The sequence below is a fragment of the Ramlibacter paludis genome, assembly GCF_022012305.1.
GTDB lineage: Bacteria > Pseudomonadota > Gammaproteobacteria > Burkholderiales > Burkholderiaceae_C > Ramlibacter > Ramlibacter paludis.
In genome coordinates, this window is sequence record NZ_JAKLTM010000005.1 from 183,471 (window position 1) to 205,721 (window position 22,251).

The 22,251-nt window shown below is 70.4% G+C and carries 20 protein-coding genes; 18 read left to right on the plus strand and 2 right to left on the minus strand.

The genetic code is table 11. From position 1 onward, the window contains the following. Nucleotides 1-2 precede the first annotated feature (2 nt). Genes LZ009_RS17910 through LZ009_RS17975 form a run of 14 tightly spaced genes read left to right on the plus strand, consistent with a single transcriptional unit; the run spans nt 3 to nt 12,357 of the window. Nucleotides 3-260: an acyl carrier protein gene (locus LZ009_RS17910; protein WP_275699329.1), complete on the plus strand. Its 258-nt coding sequence runs from the start codon at nt 3-5 to the stop codon at nt 258-260. Nucleotides 261-274: 14 nt separating this feature from the next. Further along, nucleotides 275-838, plus strand: coding sequence for a COG4648 family protein (locus LZ009_RS17915; protein ID WP_275699330.1), 564 nt, complete (start codon nt 275-277; stop codon nt 836-838). After that, the gene (locus LZ009_RS17920; protein WP_275699331.1) at nt 831-2,522 is read left to right on the plus strand and encodes an ApeI family dehydratase; all 1,692 of its coding nucleotides are present in this window, start codon (nt 831-833) and stop codon (nt 2,520-2,522) included. The genes LZ009_RS17915 and LZ009_RS17920 overlap by 8 nt, the downstream gene beginning before the upstream one ends. Beyond that, a complete protein-coding gene (locus tag LZ009_RS17925; RefSeq protein ID WP_275699332.1) occupies nt 2,515-3,258 on the plus strand; it encodes a glycosyltransferase family 2 protein in 744 nt (247 codons plus the stop codon). Before LZ009_RS17920 ends, LZ009_RS17925 begins: the two co-directional genes overlap by 8 nt. Next, on the plus strand, nt 3,255-4,187 hold the full coding sequence (locus LZ009_RS17930; RefSeq protein WP_275699333.1) for a lysophospholipid acyltransferase family protein: 933 nt from the start codon (nt 3,255-3,257) through the stop codon (nt 4,185-4,187). Before LZ009_RS17925 ends, LZ009_RS17930 begins: the two co-directional genes overlap by 4 nt. Continuing rightward, complete coding sequence (locus LZ009_RS17935) at nt 4,184-4,600, plus strand: acyl-CoA thioesterase (protein ID WP_275699334.1); 417 nt, start codon at nt 4,184-4,186, stop codon at nt 4,598-4,600. Before LZ009_RS17930 ends, LZ009_RS17935 begins: the two co-directional genes overlap by 4 nt. After that, a complete protein-coding gene (locus LZ009_RS17940; RefSeq protein ID WP_275699335.1) occupies nt 4,597-5,217 on the plus strand; it encodes a LolA family protein in 621 nt (206 codons plus the stop codon). The genes LZ009_RS17935 and LZ009_RS17940 overlap by 4 nt, the downstream gene beginning before the upstream one ends. After that, entirely contained in the window at nt 5,210-7,582 is a 2,373-nt protein-coding gene (locus LZ009_RS17945) for an MMPL family transporter (RefSeq protein WP_275699336.1), read from the plus strand. Before LZ009_RS17940 ends, LZ009_RS17945 begins: the two co-directional genes overlap by 8 nt. Continuing rightward, on the plus strand, nt 7,582-8,109 hold the full coding sequence (locus LZ009_RS17950; RefSeq protein WP_275699645.1) for a DUF3261 domain-containing protein: 528 nt from the start codon (nt 7,582-7,584) through the stop codon (nt 8,107-8,109). The genes LZ009_RS17945 and LZ009_RS17950 overlap by 1 nt, the downstream gene beginning before the upstream one ends. Further along, nucleotides 8,106-9,284 (plus strand): beta-ketoacyl-ACP synthase, encoded by a 1,179-nt coding sequence (locus LZ009_RS17955; protein WP_430300389.1) that lies wholly within the window; start codon nt 8,106-8,108, stop codon nt 9,282-9,284. The genes LZ009_RS17950 and LZ009_RS17955 overlap by 4 nt, the downstream gene beginning before the upstream one ends. A 1-nt stretch (nt 9,285) precedes the next feature. Then, nucleotides 9,286-9,750, plus strand: coding sequence for a hotdog family protein (locus LZ009_RS17960; protein WP_275699337.1), 465 nt, complete (start codon nt 9,286-9,288; stop codon nt 9,748-9,750). Next, the gene (locus tag LZ009_RS17965) at nt 9,747-10,472 is read left to right on the plus strand and encodes a 3-ketoacyl-ACP reductase FabG2 (protein ID WP_275699338.1); all 726 of its coding nucleotides are present in this window, start codon (nt 9,747-9,749) and stop codon (nt 10,470-10,472) included. The genes LZ009_RS17960 and LZ009_RS17965 overlap by 4 nt, the downstream gene beginning before the upstream one ends. Continuing rightward, nucleotides 10,469-11,695, plus strand: coding sequence for a beta-ketoacyl-ACP synthase (locus tag LZ009_RS17970; RefSeq protein ID WP_275699339.1), 1,227 nt, complete (start codon nt 10,469-10,471; stop codon nt 11,693-11,695). Before LZ009_RS17965 ends, LZ009_RS17970 begins: the two co-directional genes overlap by 4 nt. Further along, nucleotides 11,692-12,357 (plus strand): 4'-phosphopantetheinyl transferase family protein, encoded by a 666-nt coding sequence (locus LZ009_RS17975; RefSeq protein ID WP_275699340.1) that lies wholly within the window; start codon nt 11,692-11,694, stop codon nt 12,355-12,357. The genes LZ009_RS17970 and LZ009_RS17975 overlap by 4 nt, the downstream gene beginning before the upstream one ends. Nucleotides 12,358-12,487: 130 nt before the next feature. On the opposite strand, the gene LZ009_RS17980 is transcribed toward LZ009_RS17975, so the two are convergent. Then, nucleotides 12,488-13,198 (minus strand): class I SAM-dependent methyltransferase, encoded by a 711-nt coding sequence (locus LZ009_RS17980; protein WP_275699341.1) that lies wholly within the window; start codon nt 13,196-13,198, stop codon nt 12,488-12,490. A gap of 15 nt (nt 13,199-13,213) precedes the next feature. After that, nucleotides 13,214-13,615 (minus strand): hypothetical protein, encoded by a 402-nt coding sequence (locus LZ009_RS17985; RefSeq protein ID WP_275699342.1) that lies wholly within the window; start codon nt 13,613-13,615, stop codon nt 13,214-13,216. Between the two features lie 183 nt (nt 13,616-13,798). Here LZ009_RS17985 and LZ009_RS17990 point away from each other — a divergent pair, with 183 nt between their 5' ends. The 4 genes from LZ009_RS17990 to LZ009_RS18005 all read left to right on the plus strand — a co-directional run bounded on the left by LZ009_RS17990 (nt 13,799) and on the right by LZ009_RS18005 (nt 22,238). Next, entirely contained in the window at nt 13,799-14,575 is a 777-nt protein-coding gene (locus tag LZ009_RS17990; RefSeq protein ID WP_275699343.1) for a response regulator transcription factor, read from the plus strand. Between the two features lie 119 nt (nt 14,576-14,694). After that, nucleotides 14,695-19,506, plus strand: a complete 4,812-nt coding sequence (locus LZ009_RS17995; RefSeq protein WP_275699344.1) for an NAD-glutamate dehydrogenase — start codon at nt 14,695-14,697, stop codon at nt 19,504-19,506. Nucleotides 19,507-19,597: 91 nt separating this feature from the next. Further along, nucleotides 19,598-20,626, plus strand: coding sequence for an SPFH domain-containing protein (locus LZ009_RS18000; protein WP_275699345.1), 1,029 nt, complete (start codon nt 19,598-19,600; stop codon nt 20,624-20,626). Nucleotides 20,627-20,729: 103 nt separating this feature from the next. Continuing rightward, complete coding sequence (locus tag LZ009_RS18005; RefSeq protein WP_275699346.1) at nt 20,730-22,238, plus strand: DUF4178 domain-containing protein; 1,509 nt, start codon at nt 20,730-20,732, stop codon at nt 22,236-22,238. Nucleotides 22,239-22,251 lie beyond the last annotated feature (13 nt).

Here is a 22,251-nt window from a genome sequence, read left to right on the forward strand (position 1 = left end):
CCATGACCAAGGACGACATCCTCCAGCGCATCGCCACCATCATGGAAGACACCTTCGAGATCGCCCCGGAGCGGGTGACGCTCGAGGCGAAGCTGTACGACGACCTCGAGATCGACAGCATCGACGCGGTCGACCTGATCGTGCAGCTCAAGCCGCTGGCGGGCCGCCGCCTCGATCCCGAGGCCTTCAAGGCGGTGCGCACCGTGGCCGACGTGGTCGACGCCCTGTACGACCTGCTGAACAACCCGACGCCGGCCTGAGCGCCGCGCTTTCCGTGCAAGCTCCCGTCAAACTGCTGGTGACGCTGGCCACCGTGGCCTACCCGCTGGTGGTGTACCTCGGCTTCGGCCGCTGGAATCCGCTGTGGGTCGCGCTGCTGCTGGCCGCGCTGCTGTTCCTGCGCGCCTGGAGCAGCCGCGACCTCGTGTGGCTGGCGGCGGGCTGCGGTGCCTTGCTGCTCGGAGCGGCGACCACGCTGGGCGGCGGCTGGCTGCCGCTGAAGCTCTATCCGGTGCTGCTCAGCGCGGTGCTGCTCGCCGTGTTCGCCTTCAGCCTGTGGAAGCCGCCGACGATCGTCGAGCGCATCGCGCGCATCACGGAACCCGACCTGCCGCCGCAAGGCGTGGCCTACACGCGCAAGGTCACCGTCGCCTGGTGCGGCTTCTTCATCGTCAACGGCGCGATCTCGCTGGCCACCACCATGTGGGGCAGCGAGCAGGCCTGGCTGCTGTACAACGGCCTGCTCTCGTACGCTCTGATGGGCGCCTTCTTCGCCGGCGAATGGCTGCTGCGCCAGCGCATGCGCGCGCGCGTGGCCGCGGCGGGGCAGCATGGCTGACTGGATCGCGCTGACGCGGGTCGCGCTGCCCGGCCCGCAGGGCCGCGCCGTTGCGCGCCGGCGCGGCGAACTGCTCTCGCACGAGCGCTTCGTGGCCGACGTGGCGCGCTGGCAGGCAAGCTTCGCCGGCGTGCGCGGTCCGCGCATCGCGCTCTATTTCGACGACGCCTACGACTTCGCCTGTGCCTTGTTCGGCGCGTGGCACGCCGGCAAGGTGGCGGTGCTGCCGGGCGATGCCCAGCCGGCCACGCTGGCGCGCCTGCTGCCCGAAGTCGATGCCTACGCGGGCGACCTGCCGCAGGCCTTGCAGCCGGCGGCGCAAGGTGTCGCGCCCGCGCAGCCGCTGGACCTGCGCGAGACCCGCGCGGTGATCTACACCTCCGGCTCGAGCGGCCAGCCGATCGCCATCCACAAGCGGCTGGCGCAGCTGGATTCCGAGATCCAGCACCTGGAGCAGGTGTTCGGCGCGCGCCTGGACGCGCAGGGCGCGCCGGTGATCCACGCCACCGTCTCGCACCAGCACATCTACGGCCTGCTGTTCGTCACCACCTGGCCGCTGGCCGCGGGACGCGTGGTGGAGGTCGAGAAGATCGCCTATCCCGAGCAGATGGCCGAGCGTCTCGGCCGCGAGCCTTCGGTGCTGGTGTCCAGCCCCGCGCACCTGCGCCGGCTGCCGGAAACGCTGGACTGGAGTGCCGCGCGTTCGCAGGTCCGTGCCATTTTTTCTTCCGGCGGCCCGCTGCCGCCCGAGTCCTCGCAGCAGGCGCATGCGCTGCTCGGGGAGTCGCCCACCGAGGTGTACGGCAGCTCCGAAACCGGCGGCGTGGCCTGGCGCCAGCGCGCGCGCGACGGCGATGCCTGGACCGCGCTGCCCGGCGTGCAATGGCGCCTGAAGGACGACACGCTGTGGGTGCAGTCCTCGCACCTCGATGGCGACGAGTGGTGGGAAACCTCCGACCGTGCCCGGGTGCTGGAGGACGGCCGCTTCGTGCTGCAAGGCCGGGCCGACCGCATTGCCAAGATCGAGGAGAAGCGCGTCTCGCTGGTGGCGATCGAAGATGCGCTGCTCGCCAGCGGCGCCATCGCCGAAGCGAAGGCGCTGATGGTGGCCGGCGAGCATGGCCCGCGCCTGGCGGTCGTCTGCGTTCCCAACGAGGAAGGCTGGCGGCGGCTGCAGGCGCACGGCAAGCTGGCGCTCAACGGCCAGCTGCGGGCGCATTTGCTGCAAAGCTTCGAGCGCGTGGTGCTGCCGCGGCGCTTCCGCTACGTGCGCGAGTTGCCGGTCAACACGCAGGGCAAGGCCACCGAGGCGCTGCTGTCCGAGCTGTTCCAGCCCGAGCTGCCGCCGGCGCAATGGCGCGAGCGGCGCCCCCCGCAGGCGGCGGTCAGCCTCGACATCGTGCCGCAGCTGCGCGTCTTCGACGGCCACTTCCCCGGCGCGCCGGTGCTGCCCGGCGTGGTGCAGCTCGATTGGGCCCTGCAGTTCGGCCGCCAGGCCTTCCCGCTGCCGCGGCGCTTCCTGCGCGCGGAGCAGCTGAAATTCAGCCAGCCCGTGCTGCCGCCGCTGCAGCTGGAACTGGCGCTGGAATGGAACGACGCGACCCGCCAGCTGAATTTCAGGTTCAGCTCGCAGCGCGGCCAGCATTCCAGCGGCCGCCTGGTCTTCGGTGCCGACCATGCTTGATGCGGTCGTCGTCGTCCCGGTCTACAACCATCCGGCCACGATAGGCGCGGTGGCGGCGCAGGTGCGCGCGCACGGCCTGCCCTGCATCCTGGTGGACGACGGCAGCGATGCCGGCTGCGCCGCGGTGCTGGACGCGCTGGCGGCGCAGCATCCGCAGGACATCGCGCTGGTCCGGCTGCCGGTCAACCAGGGCAAGGGCGCCGCCATGGTCGCGGGCTTTCGCGAAGCCGCGCGCCGCGGCCACACGCACGTGCTGCAGGTGGATGCCGACGGCCAGCACGACTGCGCCGACATCCCGAAATTCCTCGCCCAAGCCCGCGCCCATCCACAAGCAGTGGTGGCGGGCTGCCCGATCTGGGACGACAGCGTGCCCAAGGGCCGGCTCTACGGCCGCTACGCGACGCACGTCTGGGTCTGGATCAACACGCTGAGCTTCGACATCCGCGACTCCATGTGCGGCTTCCGCCTCTATCCGCTGGCCAGCCTGCTGCCGCTGCTGGATGCGGTGCGCATCGGCCGCCGCATGGACTTCGACAGCGACGTGATCGTGCGCCTGCACTGGCGCGGCGTGCCGGTGCGCAACCAGCCCACGCGCGTGACCTATCCGCAGGACGGCATCTCGCACTTCCGCATGTTGGGCGACAACGTGCGCATCTCCGCGATGCATGCCAAGCTCTTCCTGGGAATGCTCGTGCGCGCGCCGCTGCTCCTGTGGCGTAAAGTAGCCGCCCCATGAGCGCCAATCACGCCGTCCACTGGGCGCGCATCGGCGAGTCCACCTTTGCCGCCGGCATCTGGTTCCTGTACGGCGTGCACGCCGTCGCCGGCCGCCGGCTGCTGCGCGCGCTGTTGTGGCCGGTGGTGTTCGTCTATGCGCTCACGCAGCCGCGCGCGCGCCGCGCCTCGCTGGACTACCTGCGCCGCATGCAGGCTGCGCACGGCGTGATCGGCGCAGCGCCCGGCTTTCGCCACTGGCTGCGCCACCTGATGTCCTTTGCCGAGACGCTGCTGGACAAGCTGCTGGCCACCTCCGGCCGCTACCGTTTCGCCAACGTCCGCATCGAAGGGCAGGAGCACGTCGACGCGCTGCTGGCGCAAGGCCGCGGCGCACTGCTGGTGACGGCGCACGTCGGGTGCCTGGAGCTGTGCCAGGCCCTGGCCGCGCGCCTGCCCGGGCTGCGCCTGACGGTGCTGGTGCACACGCGCCATGCCGAGCGCTTCAACGCGATCCTGAAGAAGCTCGATCCGGCCAGCCGCGTCGAACTCCTGCAGGTCACCGAGGTGGGCGCCGCCACCGCGGTGGAACTGGAGCGGCGCGTGCGCGCCGGCGAGTTCGTCGCCATTGCCGGCGACCGCGTTCCGGTCGGCGCCGGCCGCACCGCCACCGTGCCTTTCCTGGATGCGCCGGCGGCTTTCCCCGTCGGCGCCTACGTGCTCGCTTCGCTGCTGGCCTGCCCGCTGCTGCTGCTCGGTTGCGTGCGTGCCGGCCCCGGCCACGTCGTGCGCTTCGAGATGCTGGCGCAGTCCTTGACGCTGCCGCGCGCCAATCGCGAGCAGGCCTTGCAGCAATGGACGGCGCTGTTCGCGCAGCGGCTCGAAGCGCTGCTGGTGCGCGCGCCGTACGACTGGTTCAATTTCTTCCTGTTCTGGACTCCGCCCAAGTGACCACGGACCTCAGCCATGAAGTCGAGGTGGTTCCCGCCTTCTACGACATCGACCCGATGGAGATCGTGTGGCATGGCCACTACGTGAAATACCTCGAGGTCGCGCGCACCGCCTTGCTTGCCAAGTTCGGCTACGACTATCCGCGCATGCGCGCCTCCGGCTACGGCTGGCCCATCGTCGACATGCGCCTGAAGTACGTGCGTCCCGCGGAGCTCGGGCAGCGGCTGACCGTGCGCGCCGAGATCGTGGAGTGGGAGAACCGCCTGCGCATCGAATACCTGATCCGCGACACCGCCAGCGGCAGCAAGCTCACGCAGGCCTCCACCATCCAGGTCGCGGTGGACATGCGCACGCGCGAGATGCAGTTCGTCTGTCCGCCAGTGCTGTGGGAACGGCTGGGGGTGAAGCCGTGAGCACGCGCCGGCTGTTCCTCCTGTCTGCCGCGTTCGCGGTGCCCGCCTTGCGGGCCGAGGATGCGCCCGCGCTGCTGAAGGAAGTGCGCCAGCGCCTGAACGCCGAGCCGGTGGTGCGCGGCGCCTTCGAGCAGCGCAAGACCGTCAAGGGCTTCCGCAACCCGCTGCTGTCCAGCGGCGAATTCGTGGTCGCGCAGCAGCGCGGCGTGCTGTGGCGCACGCTGCAGCCGTTTGCGTCGACGCTGGTCGTCACGCGCGACCGCGTGCTGGCGCGCGGCGCCGACGGCAGCGTGGCGCGCCGGCTGAGCGCGAACGAGGAACCGGCCGTGCGCGCGATCAGCGAGACGCTGTTCGGCGTGATGGCGGCCGACCTGGGCGCGCTGGCGCAGCGCTTCCAGATCGAGGGCGAACTGGTGGCGCGCGAGGGCTGGCGCCTGCAGCTGCTGCCGCGCGATGCCGCGCTGGCCCGCTGGGTACAGCGCGTGGAGCTGGACGGCGACCGCTTCCTGCGCGCCGTGCGCCTGCAGGAAGGCAGCGGCGACCAGACCCAGATCAAGCTGGCGAACCACAGCACTGCGGCCAGGCTGTCGGCCGACGAGGAGGCGCAGCTTGCGTGATCCCGGCCTGCTCGGCTCCCCGGAAGAACTGACCCAGCTGCCGGCCCTGTCGGCCACGCCGTGGCGGCTGGCCGCGCTGGCCTGGCTGGTCTGCGTGCTGGTGGTGGCAGTCCACCAGTTCCAGTTCTGGCGCGCCGGCCGCGTCGACACCGACGTGCTCGCCCTGCTGCCCGCGTCGGAACAGGCGCCGGAGGCCGCGCGCGCCAGCAAGCTGCTGGCCGAAGGCGTGTCGCGCCAGGTGGTGGTGATGCTGGGCGCACCGGCGTGGGCCGATGCGAAGCGCGCCGCGGAGCAATGGCGCAGTTCGCTGACGCAGGCCAACGCACCGTTGCGGGCGCAGGACCGCGCGAGCGGCCAGGCCGTCGATGCCGTGCTGCAGTTCTACGCGCCCTGGCGCGATCGCCTGCTGACGCCGGCGCAGCGCGCGCAACTGAGCGACCTGCGGCCCGAGGAACAGGTGCAGCGCGCGCTGGCCCTCTTGATGCAACCAGGTGCCAGCGGCCGCCTGGCCGACTTCGCCAGCGACCCGCTGGGCCTGGGACCCGAGTGGCTGCAGGCGCGCGCCGCGCAAAGCCGGGCGCGGCCGCGCGACGGCGAGCTGTGGGTGCACGGCGAGAACATGGACTGGGTGGTCCTCGGCTACGAGATCACCGGCGCGCCCTTCGCCATGAACGGCAACGCGATCTACCAGCCGGTACTGGAGGGCGCGCTGCGCGCCGCGCAGCAGGGCGTGCCGGGCGTGCGCATGCTGGCCGCCGGCCTGCCCTTGCACGCGGAGGCCGCGGCCGTGCGCGCCAGCGGCGAGATCAACACCATCGGCTGGGGTTCGCTGGCCGCGGTGCTGCTGCTGGCCTGGCTCGCCTTCCGGCGCTGGACGCCGATCCTGCTGACGGCGCTGTCGCTCGTGATCGGGGTAGCGGCGGCGATCTCGGTCACGGCCTGGATCTACGGCAACGTGCACCTGCTGACGCTGGTGTTCGGCGCCAGCCTGGTCGGCGTGGCCGAGGACTACGGCATCCACTACTTCGCCTCGCGCCAGGGCCAGCCCTGGGCGCGTCCGCGCAGCCTGATGCGCAGCCTGCTGCCCGGCCTGCTGCTGGCGCTGGCCACCAGCGTGCTGGCCTACCTGGCGCTGGGCCTGGCCCCCTTCCCCGGCCTGCGGCAGATGGCGGTGTTTTCCGCCGCCGGCCTCGCGGCTGCCTTCCTCACCGCGGTCTGCTGGTTCCCGCTGCTGGACAAGCACGCGCCGCGCGAATCGCGCTTCGCCACCGCGATCCGCGCCAGCCTCGCGCGCTGGCCGCGCTGGCGGGCGACGCGCACGGCTGCCTTCGTGCTGGGATTCGCCGGCGTGCTGGCCATCCTCGGTCTCGCGCGGCTGCATGCGAGCGACGACCTGCGCCACTGGCAAGGGTCGCCCGCGGCGCTGCAGCAGGCGCAGGTGCTCACCGGCAAGTTGCTCGGCACGCCCAGCGTCGCGCAGTTCTATCTGGTGCGCGGGGCCACGCCGCAGGAAGTGCTGGAGCGCGAAGAGGCGCTGAAGGAACGGCTCGATCCCCTGGTGGCGCGCAAGACCCTCAGCGGCTATGCGGCGGTCTCCGACTGGGTGCCGTCCTTGCGCCGGCAGGAAGCCGATGCGCGCCTGAGTGCCCGCGCCGAGACGGCGGTGCTGGCCGGCTTGAACAGTGCCTTGGGCGAGCGCCTGGTGCGGCCGCCGGCCGCGAACGGCGCGCCGCTCACGCCCGAACTCTGGCTCGCCCATCCGGCCTCGGCGGCGGCCAAGCCGCTCTGGCTGGGCGCCGCCGACGGCCAGTACATGACCGTGGTGATGCTGCACGGCCTGAACGGCGCCGCGCTGCTGCCGCAGTTGCAGGGCGCGGCGGACGGCCTCGAAGGCGTGCGCTGGGTCGATCGCGCCGGCGAGGTCTCTTCTTTGCTCGGGCGCTATCGCTGGTCGATGAGCGCGCTGCTGGTCGCCGGCCACCTGCTGGTGCTGGCCGCCTTGTGGGCGCGCTTCCGCCGCGCGGCCTGGCGCGCCTGGCTGCCGACGGTGGTGGCCAGCGTGGCGGCGGTGGCGGTGCAAGGCTGGCTGGGCGAGCCCTTCCAGCTGTCGAACATCCTCGCGCTCTTGCTGCTGCTCGGCATCGGCGTCGACTACGGCATCTTCCTGCTGGAACACGACGGCGACGGCGCCGCCTGGCTGGCGGTGGTGCTGGGCGCGGCGAGCACCTGGTTGTCCTTCGGCCTGCTGGCGCTTTCGTCCACGCCGGCGCTGCATGCCTTCGGCCTCACGCTGATGGTCGGCGTGGCCGTGGTCTGGCTCGGTTCCCCGTGCCTGCGCCGTCCCGCACCGGAGGCCGCAGCGTGATGCGCTGGCTGTTCGCATCGTTGTTGCTGCTGCTGTCCGCTTGCGCCACGCCCGTGCCGCAGCAGGAGCTGGTCTTGCGCCTCAGCCCCGCATCGCTGGGCCGCGAGCTCGCCCTGCAGCAGCGCATGACGGTCAGCGCGCACGGCCGCTCGCAGCAGATGGATGTCGCGCTCGAAGTGGATGCCGCGGCCGTGCGCATGGCGGTGATGGACTTCGGCCAGACCGTCGCGCGGCTCGATTGGGATGGCCGCGAGCTCACCGAAACCCGCGCCCCGGGTTGGCCGCCGACGGTCACCGGCGCGCGCGTGCTGAGCGACCTGCAGCTGGTGCACTGGCCGCTGCCGGCCATCCGCGGCGCGCTGCCCGCGGGCTACAGCATTGACGGCGACGCCGCCGCGCGCACCGTGCGCTTCCACGACGCGACGCTGGTGCGCGTGCGCTATCCCGCGCCCGGCACCGCCGAACTCGACAACCTGGCCGGCGGCTACCAGCTGCGGCTGGACGCCTGGCCGGGAAGCGCGCGGTGACGGCCATCTACCTGCAGGACATGGCCTGGATCAGCGCCCTGGGCCGCGGCCGGCCGGCGCGCGAAGCGCTGTTCGCAAGCGCGCCGCAAGGGGTCGCGCCGACCGAGCAGTACACCCCGGGTCGCGTGCTGCATCTCGGGCGGGTTGCCGACGCGCTGCCCACCCTGGAAGACCAGCCCCTCATGTACCGCAGCCGCAGCAATGCGCTGCTGGCCGCCTTGCTGCCCGACTTGCGGGAAGCCGTCGAAGCGGCGCGTGCGCGCTTCGGCCCCGAACGCATCGCGGTCGTTCTCGGCGTCAGTGCGGCGGGCTTGCAGGAAGGCACGGCCGCGGCGCGCCAGTTCGCCGAGCAGGGCAACTGGCCCGCGGGCTACGACTACGCGCAGCAGGAGATGGGCAACGCGTCCGCCTACCTGGCGCACGCGCTCGGCGTCTCCGGCCCGGCCTATTCGATCTCCACCGCCTGCTCCTCCGGCGCCAAGGCGCTGGCGGCCGGCGCGCGCCTGCTGAAGGCCGGCATCGCCGATGCGGTGGTGGCCGGCGGCGTCGACGCGCTGAGCGGCTTCACCATCGCCGGCTTCAGCGCGCTGGAGTCGGTGAGCGCCGCGCGCTGCAATCCGCTGTCGGCCAACCGGCAGGGCATCAACATCGGCGAAGGCGCGGGCCTGTTCCTCCTGGGCTGCGAGGCCGGCCCGGTGCGCCTGGCCGGCTGGGGCGAAAGCAGCGACGCGCACCACATGTCGGCGCCCGAACCCGGCGGCCGCGGCGCGCTGGCCGCGATGCGGCAGGCCCTGGCGCGGGCCGGGCTGCGGCCGCGGGACATCGAGTACGTCAATCTCCACGGCACCGCGACGCCGCAGAACGACGCGATGGAATGCCGCGCCGTGGCCGAACTGCTGGGCACCGAAGTGCCGGTCAGTTCCACCAAGCCGCTCACCGGCCATACACTCGCGGCCGCGGGGGCCGTCGAAGCGGCGGCCTGCTGGCATGCGCTGGTCGACAATCCCACGGGCCGCCTGCCGCCGCACTGGTGGGACGGCGCGCGCGACCCGGCGCTGCCGCCGGTGCGCACCGCGGCGCCAGGGGAGACGCTGGGGCGCGCGCCGCGCCACGTATTGAGCAATTCCTTTGCATTCGGCGGCAGCAATGCCTGCCTGGTGCTGGCAGCAGAGTGACATGGAGCCATTGACAGTCAGCAGCCGGATCGAAAGCTACATCCCGCACCGCGGTGCGATGCGGCTGGTCGACCGCATCGTGGAGATCGACGACGAGCACGTCGTGGCCGAGGTCGACGTGCCGTTCGACGGCCTGTTCGTGCGCGACGGCCAGGTGCCGCCGTGGATCGGCATCGAATACATGGCGCAGGCGGTGTCGGCCTGGGCCGGCAATCGCAAGCGCGCCAGCGGCGGCGCGCCGCAGGCGGGCCTGCTGCTGGGAACCCGTCGCTACGAAGCGAACTGCGAAGGCTTTCCTTGCGGTGCCGTGCTGCGCGTCGAAGCGCGCTGCGAGTTCAGTGCTTCCAACGGCTTGGGCCAGTTCGACTGCCGCATCCTGCGGGACGGCCAGGAACTGGCCAGCGCACGCATCTCGGTGCTGGATCCGCCGGCCGGCTCGGACGTGCTGCAAGGCGGTGCCGCGTGAGCGCCACCGTCCTCGTCACGGGCTCAAGCAGCGGCATCGGCGAAGCGGTCGCGCTGCGCCTGGCCGAAGCGGGCTACGACATCGTCGTGCACTGCCGCGCGAGCCGCGCCAAGGCCGATGCCGTCGCCGCGCGCATCCGTGAAGGCGGGCGCGCTGCACGCGTGCTGCAGTTCGACGTGGCCGACCGCGCCGCCTGCCGCAGCGCGCTGGAGGCGGACATCGAAGCCCACGGCGCCTATTACGGCGTGGTGTGCAACGCCGGCATCGCGCGCGACAACGCCTTCCCCGCCATGACGGCCGAGGAATGGGACGGCGTGGTGCACACCAACCTCGACGCCTTCTACAACGTGCTGCATCCGGTGACCATGCCGATGATCCAGCGCCGCAAGCCGGGCCGCATCGTCACCATCGCCTCGGTGTCGGGCCTGGTCGGCAACCGCGGGCAGGCGAACTACAGCGCGGCCAAGGCGGGCATCATGGGCGCCACCAAGGCGCTGGCGATCGAACTGGCCAAGCGCAACATCACGGTGAACTGCGTGGCGCCCGGCCTGATCGACACCGAGATGCTGCCCGCGGAAGTGCGCGAGGAAGCGCTGAAGATGATTCCCATGAAGCGGCTGGGCCGCGCGCAGGAGGTGGCCGGCCTGGTCGCCTTCCTCATGGGCGAGGAGGCGGCGTACATCACGCGCCAGGTGATTTCGGTGAACGGGGGGGTGGTGTGAAGCGTGTCGTCGTGACGGGCGTGGGCGCCATCAGCCCGCTGGGCCACGATTGGGCGACGGTGCATGCGGCGCTGCGCGGACTGCGCAACGCGGTGCAGTACATGGCGGCGTGGGACGAGATCGAGGGCCTCAACACGCGCCTGGGCGTGCCGGCCCTGCCCTTTACCCTGCCCGAGCACTACAACCGCAAGGCCACCCGCAGCATGGGGCGCGTCGCCCTGATGGGAACCCGCGCCAGCGAAATCGCGCTGGAGGACGCCGGCCTGCTGGGCGACCCGCTGGTGCGCAGCGGCAGGATGGGCATCTCCTACGGCTCCTCGGTCGGTTCGCCGCCGGCGATCGCCGACTTCGGCCGCATGATCACCTCGAAGAACACCGAGGGCATCAACGCCAACACCTACATCAAGATGATGTCGCACACGGCGGCGGTCAACATCGGCGTGTTCCTGGGCCTGACGGGCCGCATCGTCACGACGTCGAGCGCCTGTGCGGCGGGCAGCCAGGGCATAGGCTACGCCTTCGAGGCGATCCAGAGCGGCCGCCAGGTCGCGATGCTGGCCGGCGGCGCGGAGGAGCTCGACCCGATCGACGCGGCGGTGTTCGACACCCTGTTCGCCACCAGCGTGCGCAACGGCGAGCCCGCGCTGACGCCGCGCCCCTTCGACGCCAACCGCGACGGCCTGGTGCTCGGCGAAGGCGCCTGCACGCTGGTGCTGGAGGAGCTGGAACATGCCAAGGCGCGCGGCGCCCACATCCTGGCCGAAGTGGCGGGCTACGGCACCAACAGCGACGGCACGCACGTCACGCAGCCGCAGTCGCCGACCATGGCGCAGGCCATGCGGCTGGCGCTCGAGAGCGCGGGCGTGCCGGCGTCCGAGATCGGCTACGTCAATGCGCACGGCACGGCCACCGACCATGGCGACGTCGCCGAGAGCAAGGCGACGCTGGAGGTGCTGGGCGACCACGTGGCTATCAGCTCGCTCAAGAGCTACATGGGCCACACGCTGGGCGCCTGCGGCGCGCTGGAAGCGTGGATGACGATCGAGATGATGCGCGAGGGCTGGTTCTCGCCCAACCTCAATCTCGAAACGGTGGACCCGGATTGCGCGCCGCTCGACTACGTGCGTGGCAGCGGGCGCGAACTCCAGACCGAATGGGCGATGAGCAACAACTTCGCCTTCGGCGGCATCAACACCTCGCTCGTCCTGCGCCGCTGGCGATGACGGTGCATATCGCCTGCGGTGCGGTGGATGCGCTGCTGGCGGGCTCGGCGGAAGGCTGGTTGTCGGCCAGCGAGCAGGCGCGGCTGGTGACCTTCACATCGGCGAAACGGCGTGACCAGTTCACGGCGGCACGCTGGCAGGCGAGGCGGCTGCTGGCGCAGGTGCTCGGTGGTGAGCCGGCTGACTGGCCGCTGGAAGCGCCGCACGATGCGCCGCCTCGCGTGGCCACGCGAGCCGACCTGTTCCTGTCGATCAGCCACAGCGGCGGCTGGACCGCCTGTGCCTTGTCGTCTTCGCCGGTCGGCCTCGACCTCGAGGCACCGCAGCGACAGCGCGACATCGCGGGCCTGATGGACCTGTGCTGCACGCCGGCGGAGCGGGCCTTCCCCGAAGCGATGTTCTACGAACTGTGGACCGTGAAGGAAGCCTGGTTGAAGCGGCGGGGCGAGTGGATCGCGCCGAGGCGGCTGCAGCAGCTGGAAGCGACGCCCGATGTGGATGGCGAGCTGCGGACCTGGCGCAGCGAGGCGTGGTGGCTGGCTCTGTGCGCGCAGCGAGATGCCGTTCAGTGGTGGACGCCGGCGCCGGTGGAGACGCGCAACTGGAGGCTTGTGGACCGTGCCGGGGTTGCCACCCCGGCCTATAAGAAGCCGACACCGTAGGCCGTGGTGAGCCGCGCGAACCGCGGCTGCCCGCGCCGCATCGCCGCGGTTCGGCTTCGCGCTTACCACGGCCTACGGGATCGTCGTGGGTATCCCGTAGGCCGGGGTGGCAACCCCGGCAAGGCGTCGATCAACCCAGCGGCTTCACCGCCACCAGGTTCAACAGCGTCTCTTCCCGGTCCTTCTTCGGCGCGATGCCGAACCAGCGCTCCAGGATCCCCAGGTCGCCGCGGCTCCACCAGAGATAGGGATAGGACACGGAGCCTTCCGGCACCACGAAGCCCGCGGCGCGGATCATCGCGAGGTATTCCTCCGCCGTCCGCTGCACGTCCATCGGATGCCGGAACAGCGCGCGGATGATCCACGAATGGATGTAACGCCGCGTCGATTCGGCAAACAGCAGCACGCCGCCCGGTTTCAGCACGCGCATGAATTCCGCCAGCGCGGCCTCCTGCTCCACCAGGTGGTGGAAGGTCTGGTGGCAGAACAGCAGGTCGGCATGGTTGTCCGGCAGCGGCAGGCGGGAGCTCGAGGCTTCCACCAGCCGCACGGCGGTTCCGGAGCGCTGCGCCTCCTCGCCGGCGGCCTGCAGCATCTGTGGGTCGATGTCGACGCCCACCAGCTCGCGCGGCGAGAAGCGCTGCGCCAGCTTGGGCAGCGAATAGCCGGAGCCGCAGCCCACGTCGACCACCACGCCGTAGCTCGCCTTGCGCGCCGGGATCAGCCGCACCAGGTCGGCCACGGCCCGCTCCAGCACGTGCACGCGCCAGGTCTCGGTCTTCAGGAACCACTTGCCGAAAGCGGTTTCGGGAACGTGGAGGGCGGCGGTGGAAGGGCTCATGGACCGGGGCTGCGCTTACGGCTTGGCCAGTTCCTTGCGGGCGTCGTCCGCCAGGATCTTGAGCCACTTGTTGTAGTGGGGGTTGATCATGGCGCCGTCGTAGTTCATGTTGGCGCTGTCCTTGTACTTGATCGAGAACATGCCGGGCGTGACGGCGATGTCGACCATCACCTGATGCTTGTTGCGCACGTTGAGCGAGCCCACCAGCTGGCCGGGGCCGACTTCCTTGAAGGTCCAGCCGCGCGGGCCGCCGCCGTTGGACAGGGCGGCCTTGATCTGCTGCACCGTGGCGGGCTGGCCGGACGCGTTGGTCGCGGACTGGTTCTCGAAATTGCCGATGGGGTCGACGTTCTTCGCCTGGGCGTTCAGGGCGATCAGGGCGGCGGCCAGGGCGAACAGGCGCAGGATGCGGATCATGGTTGATTTCCTCCAGCTGCGTCGCGCCCTGTTGCCGGTCCCGGGCGGGCGCCACGCCATCGTTGGAATTGGACGGGACCAGCTCGGCAGTTTACCAATCCGACCTCTCCCGGACACCTCCGCAACGCCCGGTGGGCGGGAAGGTTTCACACATCTGTGACCCGGGCGTTGTCCATCTGAGGCATGCTTGGGGCCGTGCTATACGACCAGGCAATCTTCGGACTGACCGCCCAGGGCCAGGACGAGCTGAAGAGCGGGGCCACCACCCTGTCGCCGACCGAGCTCGAACTGCTGGTGCGCATCGACGGCACGCTCGCGGTCGCCCAGATCCGCGCCGGCATGGGCAACGTGCCGCCGGCCGCTTTCGACCGCGCGCTCGACGTGCTGCAGGCGAACTGGCTGATCGCCCCGGTGGTGGTCGACACCTTCTCCTTCCAGCTGCAGACCGAACTGGACACCTTCAGCAATGCGCAAAGCGGCGAGGACGCCGACGCCGGCGTGCGCTCGCTCAAGCGCAGCGGCTACTTCGTGCGCATCGCCCGCAAGCCGCCGCACCTGGTGCCGCCGGCGCCCGGCGCCGCGCGCACCGCCGTGGTGGTGGAGGACGACGCGCACCTGGCCGGCTTCGTCAGCAGCTGGCTGGGCTTCGAAGGCTTCACCACCCGGGTCGCCGGCAACCGCCAGCAGGTGCTGGAGGAGTTCCGCAAGCCGCCGGTGCCCGACCTGGTGCTGATGGACGTGGTGTTGCCGGACATCAACGGTTTCGACGTGCTGGCCAGCTTGCGCCGGCACCCCGCCTTCCGGCAGGTGCCGGTGATCATGCTGACCGGCAAGGCCACCCGCGAGTCGGTGCTCAAGGGCCTGGCCGGCGGGGCCGACGGCTACGTCACCAAGCCCTTCGAGCCGGAGGCGTTGATGAAGGCCGTCCACACCGTCCTCGGCAAGGACGACGCCAAATAACAGGCGGCCGGCACGGCCATGCCGGCCGTGCATGAATTTGGCCGCAACCGGCATTTGCCCCAACCGCGACCCCGGTCCTACAGTTGCGGCGCATCCCGGAGACACAGGAGAACGACAACATGCCCGCATCCACGGAAATCCAGCGCGAAGAACGCGTCGCCGCCGTCCTGGCACTTGCCGCCAACCGCCAGGCCCCCGCCGACCGCCAGCCCATCGCCGGCTTTGCCCATGAATACTTCCGCCAGGTCGACATCGACGACCTGAGCGAGCGCACCGCCGAAGACCTGCTCGGCGCCCTGCTGTCGCACTGGCAGTTCGGCGCGCAGCGCAAGCCCGGCGCCCCCAAGGTGCGCGTCTTCAGCCCCTCGCCTGGCGAAGACGGCTGGGGCTCGCGCCACTCGGTGGTGCAGGTCGTCAACGACGACATGCCCTTCCTGGTCGACTCGGTCTCGATGGAGATCGCGCGCCAGGGCCTGGGCACGCACCTGATCATCCATCCGGTCTATGCGGTGGAGCGCGATGCCCAAGGCGTGCTGAAGGCGATCCGGCCGCGGCGCGAGGCGCCCGAGCTGCCGCGCGAATCGTGGATGTACATCGAGGTCGACCGCATGGTCGACGCCGAGCAGCGCGCGAAGCTGGCCGAAGGCATCACCCGCGTGCTGGCCGACGTGCGCGCCGCCGTCGCCGACTGGAAGCCGATGCTGGCGCGCATGCAGGAAGCGATCGCCTCGCTGGAGAAGTCGCCGGCCGGCCTGCCCGCCGAACAGGTCGCCGAAACCCGCGCCTTCCTGCAGTGGCTGGCCGACGACCACATCACGCTGCTGGGATACCGCCAGCACGACCTGGTGGAGGAAGGCGGCCAGATGGCGCTGCGCCTCGTGCCTGGCACCGGCCTCGGCCTGCTGCGGGAACGGCCGGACGAGCCGGTGTCGGCGAGCTTCGCCGCCCTGCAGCCTGCCGCCCGTGCGCTGGCGCGGGCACCGCTGCCGATTGCGATCGTCACCAAGGCCAACACGCGTTCCACCGTGCACCGCGACGCCTACACCGACTATGTCGGCGTCAAGCGCTACGACGCGCAGGGCAAGGTGATCGGCGAGCACCGTTTCATCGGCCTGTTCACGTCCACGGCCTATGCCGCCCGCGTGGAGGAAATCCCGCTGCTGCGGCAGAAGGTGACGGCCATCGCCCAGCGCGCCGGCCTCACGCCCGGCGGCCACCTGGCCAAGGCGCTGCAGCACACGCTGGAGACCTATCCGCGCGACGACCTGTTCCAGATCCCGGAAGACCAGCTGTACGACCAGGCGCTGGGCATCCTGGCGCTGGGTGACCGGCACCGCCTGCGCCTGTACTTGTGGGCCGACCCGTTCGACCGCTTCGTGTCATGCCTGGTCTTCGTGCCGCGCGAAAGCTTCTCCACCGAGCTGCGCATGAAGTTCGCGCGCATCCTGATGCAGGAACTGAACGGCACGCAGCTCGATTTCGAAGTGCTGCTTTCCGGCAAGCTGGCGCGCATCCACTTCAACGTGCGGGTGGCGCCGAACCCGATGCCGGCGGTCGACCGGCGCGAGCTGGAACGCAAGCTGGCCGCGGCCTCCCGCCGCTGGGAAGACGACCTGCGCGACGCGCTGGTCGACGCCGACGGCGAGGCTGCCGGCCTGGCCGCCGACAAGCGCTGGAGCCAGGCGTTCCCGAGCTCCTACCGCGAGCGCGTGCCGGTGCGCGCGGCGGTGCACGACATCCGCAAGATGGCGGCGCTGTCCCCGCAGAACCCGCTGGAGCTGGCGCTCTACTGGCCCTTGGGCGCGGGGGAGGGCCGGCTCGGCCTGAAGGTCTACCGCCTCGGCGCGCCGGTGGTGCTGTCGGACAGCCTGCCGATGCTGGAACACATGGGCGTGCGCGTGCTCGGTGAGTACAACCACCGCATCGCGGGGGCGGACGAGGCGCAGTCCGTCTACCTGCACGACTTCGAGCTCGAGGCGCATCCCGCCGCCGAGATCGAGCAGCAGGCGCTGGCGCGCCTGTTCGAAGACGCCTTCGCGCGCGTGTTCCGCGGCGAGGTGGAGAACGACGACTTCAACCGCCTGGTGCTGTCGGCCGGACTGTCGGCCGAAGAGATCGTGGTGCTGCGCGCCTACGCGAAGTACCTCAAGCAGATCGGCTTCGCGCAGTCGCAGGCCACCATCTCCGCGACGCTGGGCAACCACCCGCGCCTGGCGCGCATGCTGGTCGGCCTGTTCCGCCTGCGCTTCGATCCCGAGAAGCGCGACGAGGCCGGCGCCACGGCGCAGGTCAACGGGCTCAACCAGGCTTTCGACAAGGTGAGCAACCTGTCGGAAGACCGCGTGCTGCGCCAGTTGCTGGCGTTGCTGCAGGCCACCTTGCGCACGAACTTCTGGCGCACCGGCGTCGGCGCCAGCGGCGCGGCCGGCGCGCGCCGCAGCTTCCTGAGCTTCAAGCTCGATTCGCACCAGGTGCCGGGCCTGCCCGCGCCGGTGCCGCTGTACGAGATCTTCGTCTACTCGCCGCGCTTCGAAGGCATCCACCTGCGCGGCGGCAAGGTCGCGCGCGGCGGCCTGCGCTGGTCGGACCGGCCCGACGATTTCCGCACCGAGGTGCTGGGCCTGGTGAAGGCGCAGATGGTGAAGAACACGGTGATCGTGCCGGTGGGTTCCAAGGGCGGCTTCGTGCTGAAGAAGGCCCCGCCCGCGAGCGACCGCGAGGCTTTCATGAAGGAAGGCGTGGCCTGCTACCAGGACTACCTGCGCGGCCTGTTGGACCTGACGGACAACCTGGTGGGCGGCAAGACCGTGCCGCCGCCGATGGTGGTGCGCATCGACGGCGACGATCCTTACCTGGTGGTCGCGGCCGACAAGGGCACGGCCACCTTCTCGGACTACGCCAACCAGATCAGCGAGGAGTACGGCCACTGGCTGGGGGACGCCTTCGCCTCCGGCGGCAGCCAGGGCTACGACCACAAGGTCATGGGCATCACGGCGCGCGGCGCCTGGGAAAGCGTCAAGCGCCACTTCCGCGAGATGGGCGTGGACACGCAGACGACCGACTTCACCGTGGTCGGCGTCGGTGACATGTCGGGCGACGTGTTCGGCAACGGCATGCTGCTGTCGCGCCACATCAAGCTGCTGGCGGCCTTCGACCACCGCCACATCTTCATCGACCCCACCCCGGATCCCGAGGCCTCCTTCGTCGAGCGCGAGCGCCTGTTCAAGCTGCCGCGCTCGTCCTGGGCCGACTACGAGGCCAAGCTGATTTCGGCCGGCGGCGGCATCTGGGCGCGCTCGGAGAAGTCGGTGCCGCTGTCGCCGCAGGCGCGCGAGGCGCTGGGCATCACCGCCGAACAACTGACGCCGGCCGAACTGGTGACCGCCATCCTGAAGGCGCCGGTGGACCTTCTCTACAACGGCGGCATCGGCACCTACGTGAAGGCGGCCAGCGAATCGCATGCCGAGGTCGGCGACCGCGCCAACGACGGCGTGCGCATCAACGGCAGCGAGCTGCGCGCCAAGGTCGTGGCCGAGGGCGGCAACCTGGGCTTCACGCAACGCGGGCGGATCGAGGCGGCGCTTAACGGCGTCAAGCTGAACACGGACGCCATCGACAACTCCGCCGGCGTCGACACCTCCGACCACGAGGTGAACATCAAGATCCTGCTGGGCATCGCGGTGGGCGACGGCGAACTCACGTTGAAGCAGCGCAACGCGCTGCTGCCGCAGATGACGGACGACGTCGCGGCGCTCGTGCTGCGCGACAACTACTTCCAGACGCAGGCGCTGTCGATCGGGGGGCGCATCGCGACCAGGCAGCTCGACGAGCAGGCGCGCTTCATCCGCTTCCTGGAGAAGAAGGGTGAGCTCAATCGCGCGATCGAGTTCCTCCCCTCCGACGAGGCCATCGCCGAACGCAAGGCCAAGGGCCTGGGCCTCACGAGCCCGGAGCGCGCGGTGCTGCTGGCGTACAGCAAGATGTGGCTGAACGACGAACTGATCGCGTCGGACCTGCCGGAAGATCCCTGGGTCGCCACCGCGCTGGAACGCTACTTCCCCGCGCTGCTGAAGGAGAAGTTCGCGGCCTACATCCCGCGCCATCCGCTCAAGCGCGAGATCATCGCCACCCATGTGCTGAACAGCATGATCAACCGGGTGGGGCCAACCTTCGTGCACCGCCTGGGAGAAATCACCGGCACCACGCCGCCGCAGATCGTGCGCGCCTACCTGGCGACGCGCGAGGTGTTCGGGCTGGTGCCGCTGTGGCAGCGGATCGAGGCGCTGGACAACAAGGTGCCCGATGAAGTGCAGGCCGAGATGGTGCTGGCGCTGCGCGGCCTGATCACGCGCGCCACCACCTGGTTCCTGCGTTCGCGCCGCTTGTTCGAGCCGACCGAGCAGCAGGTGACGCGCTTCGCCCCGGCGGTGCAAGGGCTGCGCACGCGGCTCGAGGCGGCCGGCGCCGCCAGCCCGCGCGCCGCGCACTGGATCGAGTCGGGCGTTCCGAAGGAACTCGCGGTGCAGGTCGACTCGGCCGAGAACTGGTTCAACGCGCTGGACATCGCCGAGATCGCCGACGCGGCCAAGCAGCCGCTGGACCTGGTCTCCGAGGTGCACGGCGGCGTGGCCGATCGACTGGGGCTGGATGCGATGCGCCAGCAGATCGACCTGCTGCCGGCCGAAAGCTACTGGCAGAACCTGGCCAAGCTGGCCCTGGCGGACGACCTCACCGACCTGCGCCGCTCGATCGCGCAGGAAGCGCTGGCGCGCCACCAGGGCGGCGCCAAGCAGGTGCTGGATGCCTGGGAGCAGGGGAACCGGCAGGCACTGGAACGGGCGCAGCGGCTGCTGATGGAACTGCGCGAAACGCCGGCCGGGGACCTGGCGATGCTGTCGGTGGCCTTGCGGGAGCTGCGGAACCTGGTTTGAGGCCCGAGGGTTGCCGGCGCCCAAAAGTTCATGGAAGGCGCCGTCCGGCGCCGCTATCATCGTCCCGCAAAGATCGCAGGAGGGACTCCCCATGGGCCTGATGGACTTCATCAAGAAGCAGTTCATAGACGTCATCCAGTGGACGGAGGACGGCGACGGCGTGCTGAGCTGGCGCTTCCCGATGGCCGGCATGGAGATCCAGTACGGCGCCTCGCTCACGGTGCGCGAGTCGCAGATGGCGGTGTTCGTCAACGAAGGCAAGATCGCCGACGTGTTCGGGCCCGGCATGTACAAGCTGACCACCCAGACCATCCCGGTCCTGACCTACCTGAAGAACTGGGACAAGCTGTTCGAGTCCCCGTTCAAGAGCGACGTGTATTTCTTCAGCACGCGCCAGCAGGTCGACCAGCGCTGGGGCACGCCGCAGCCCATCACCATCCGCGACAAGGACTTCGGCGCGGTGCGCCTGCGGGCCTTCGGCAACTACAACTACAGCATCGCCGATCCGCGCGCCTTCCACACCAAGATCTCCGGCACGCGCGACACCTACACGGTGGGCGAGCTCGACGGCCAGCTGCGCGGCGTGATCCTGCAGCACATCTCCGACGCCATCGCGCAAAGCGGCGTGCCTTTCCTCGACCTCGCCGCCAACCAGGTCGAGTTCGCCAACGCGCTGCAGAAGGAACTGGCTCCGGCCTTCGAGGCGATCGGCCTCAAGCTGGAGGGCATGACGGTGCAGAACCTGTCGCTGCCCGAGGAGCTGCAGAAGATCCTGGACCAGCGCATCGGCATGGGCATGGTCGGCAACGACATGGGCAAGTTCATGCAGTACCAGACCGGCCAGGCGATCCCGGAGATGGCGAAGGCCGCCGGCAGCGGCGGCGGCGGCGTTGCCGGCGACGCGATGGGCCTGGGCGCCGGCATCGCGATGGGCCAGGTGCTGGCGCAGAACCTGCAGCAGGGGCTGCAAGGCGCGCATCCCGCGGCCGCGGCGGCAACCGTCAAGCCCGAGGACGTGATGGCCACGCTGGAGAAGCTGGGCGACCTCAAGGCCAAGGGCATCCTCACGCAGGAAGAGTTCGACGCCAAGAAGGCGGAGCTGCTGAAGAAGCTCGTCTGAAAACACATGTCATCCCGGGCTCGACCCGGGATCCATCGCCAGGGGGCCGTCAGCCACCGGAGATGGATTGCGGGTCGAGCCCGCAATGACAACCCTGTAAATCTTGGCTACCACCCCCCAACGGACCTACGTCGCGCCCTGCCCGGGTTGCGGGGCCCCCGTCGAATTCCGCAGCGCGCAATCGGCGTTCGCGGTGTGCAGCTATTGCCGCAGCACCGTGGTGCGCGACGGCGAGACGCTCTCGCGCATCGGCAAGATGGCGGAGGTCTTCGAGGATTTTTCGCCGCTGCAGCTCATGGCGCGCGGCCGCTGGCAAGGCCGCGACTTCACGCTGGTGGGCCGGCTGCAGTACCGCGGCGCCAGCGGCGCCTGGACCGAATGGCACGCGCTCTTCGCCGATGGCAGCAGCGCCTGGCTGGCCGAGGACAACGGCGCCTACGTCATGGCGGTGCCCGCAAGCGCCGGGCGCCCGCTGCCGCAGCCGCAGCAGCTGCGCCTCGATGCGACGACGGCGATCGACGGCCACCCTTACAAGGTCAGCTCCAACGAACAGGTGGCGCTGGTCTCGGCGCAGGGCGAGCTGCCCAAGCTGCCGCCGCTGGACCAGCCCTTCGCGATGGTGGAACTGCGCAGCGCCGACAACGAGGTGCTGGCCATCGACTACGGCAGCACGCCGCCGGCGCTCTCGCGCGGGCGGCCCGTGGCGCTGGAGGAACTGCTGCTCACGGGCCTGCGCGAAGATGGCGGCAAGGCCTTGCAGGGCCGCAGCTTCGCCTGCCCGAACTGCGGCGCGACGGTCGAAGTGCAGTTCGGCAACAGCAAGAGCATCACCTGCCGCGCCTGCAACACGCTGATCGACCTGCAGCAAGGCGTGGGCGGCGAACTCGCGCACGCACTGCAGGACGAGCCGGTGCAGCCGCTGATTCCGCTGGGCAGCGTCGGCCAGCTGCAGGGCGTGCAGTGGCAGGTCGTGGGCTACCAGCACCGCCTGGGCACGGAGCCCGACGACCCCGACGAGCACTTCGGCTGGGACGAGTACCTGCTGTACAACGCCAAGCGCGGTTTCACCTTCCTGGTCGATTCGACCGAAGGCTGGAGCCTGGTCAAGCCGGCCACCGGCGCACCGACGGTTTCGTCCGGCCGCAAGCAGGCCACCTATCTCGGCACGACCTACGACCTGAAGTACAGCTACAAGGCGCAGACGACTTACGTGGCCGGGGAGTTCTACTGGCCGGTGGTGCGCGGGCAAACGAGCCTCAACCGCGACTACGCCAAGGGCCAGGGCCTGCTGGCCATGGAGGAGACGCCGACCGAAGTCACCTGGTCGGTCGGCAGCCAGGTCGCGGCCGATGCCGTCGCCAAGGCCTTCGGCCTGGAGGCGAAGAAGGACCTGCTGCAGCGTGGCGACTCCGGGCCCACCACGCCGAAGTCGAGCGGCACGGGCTGCGGCTGCGCGACCATCGTCCTCGTGATCCTCGTCATCCTCATCCTGCTGGCCCTGCTCAAGGCCTGCGAGGATGACGACCGCAACAGCGGCTCCGGGTACAGCACGTCGTCGCCGCGCTCCAGCACCGGAACCTGGGGCGGCGGCGGTGGAGGCTCGCACAAGTGAACATCGATTTTTC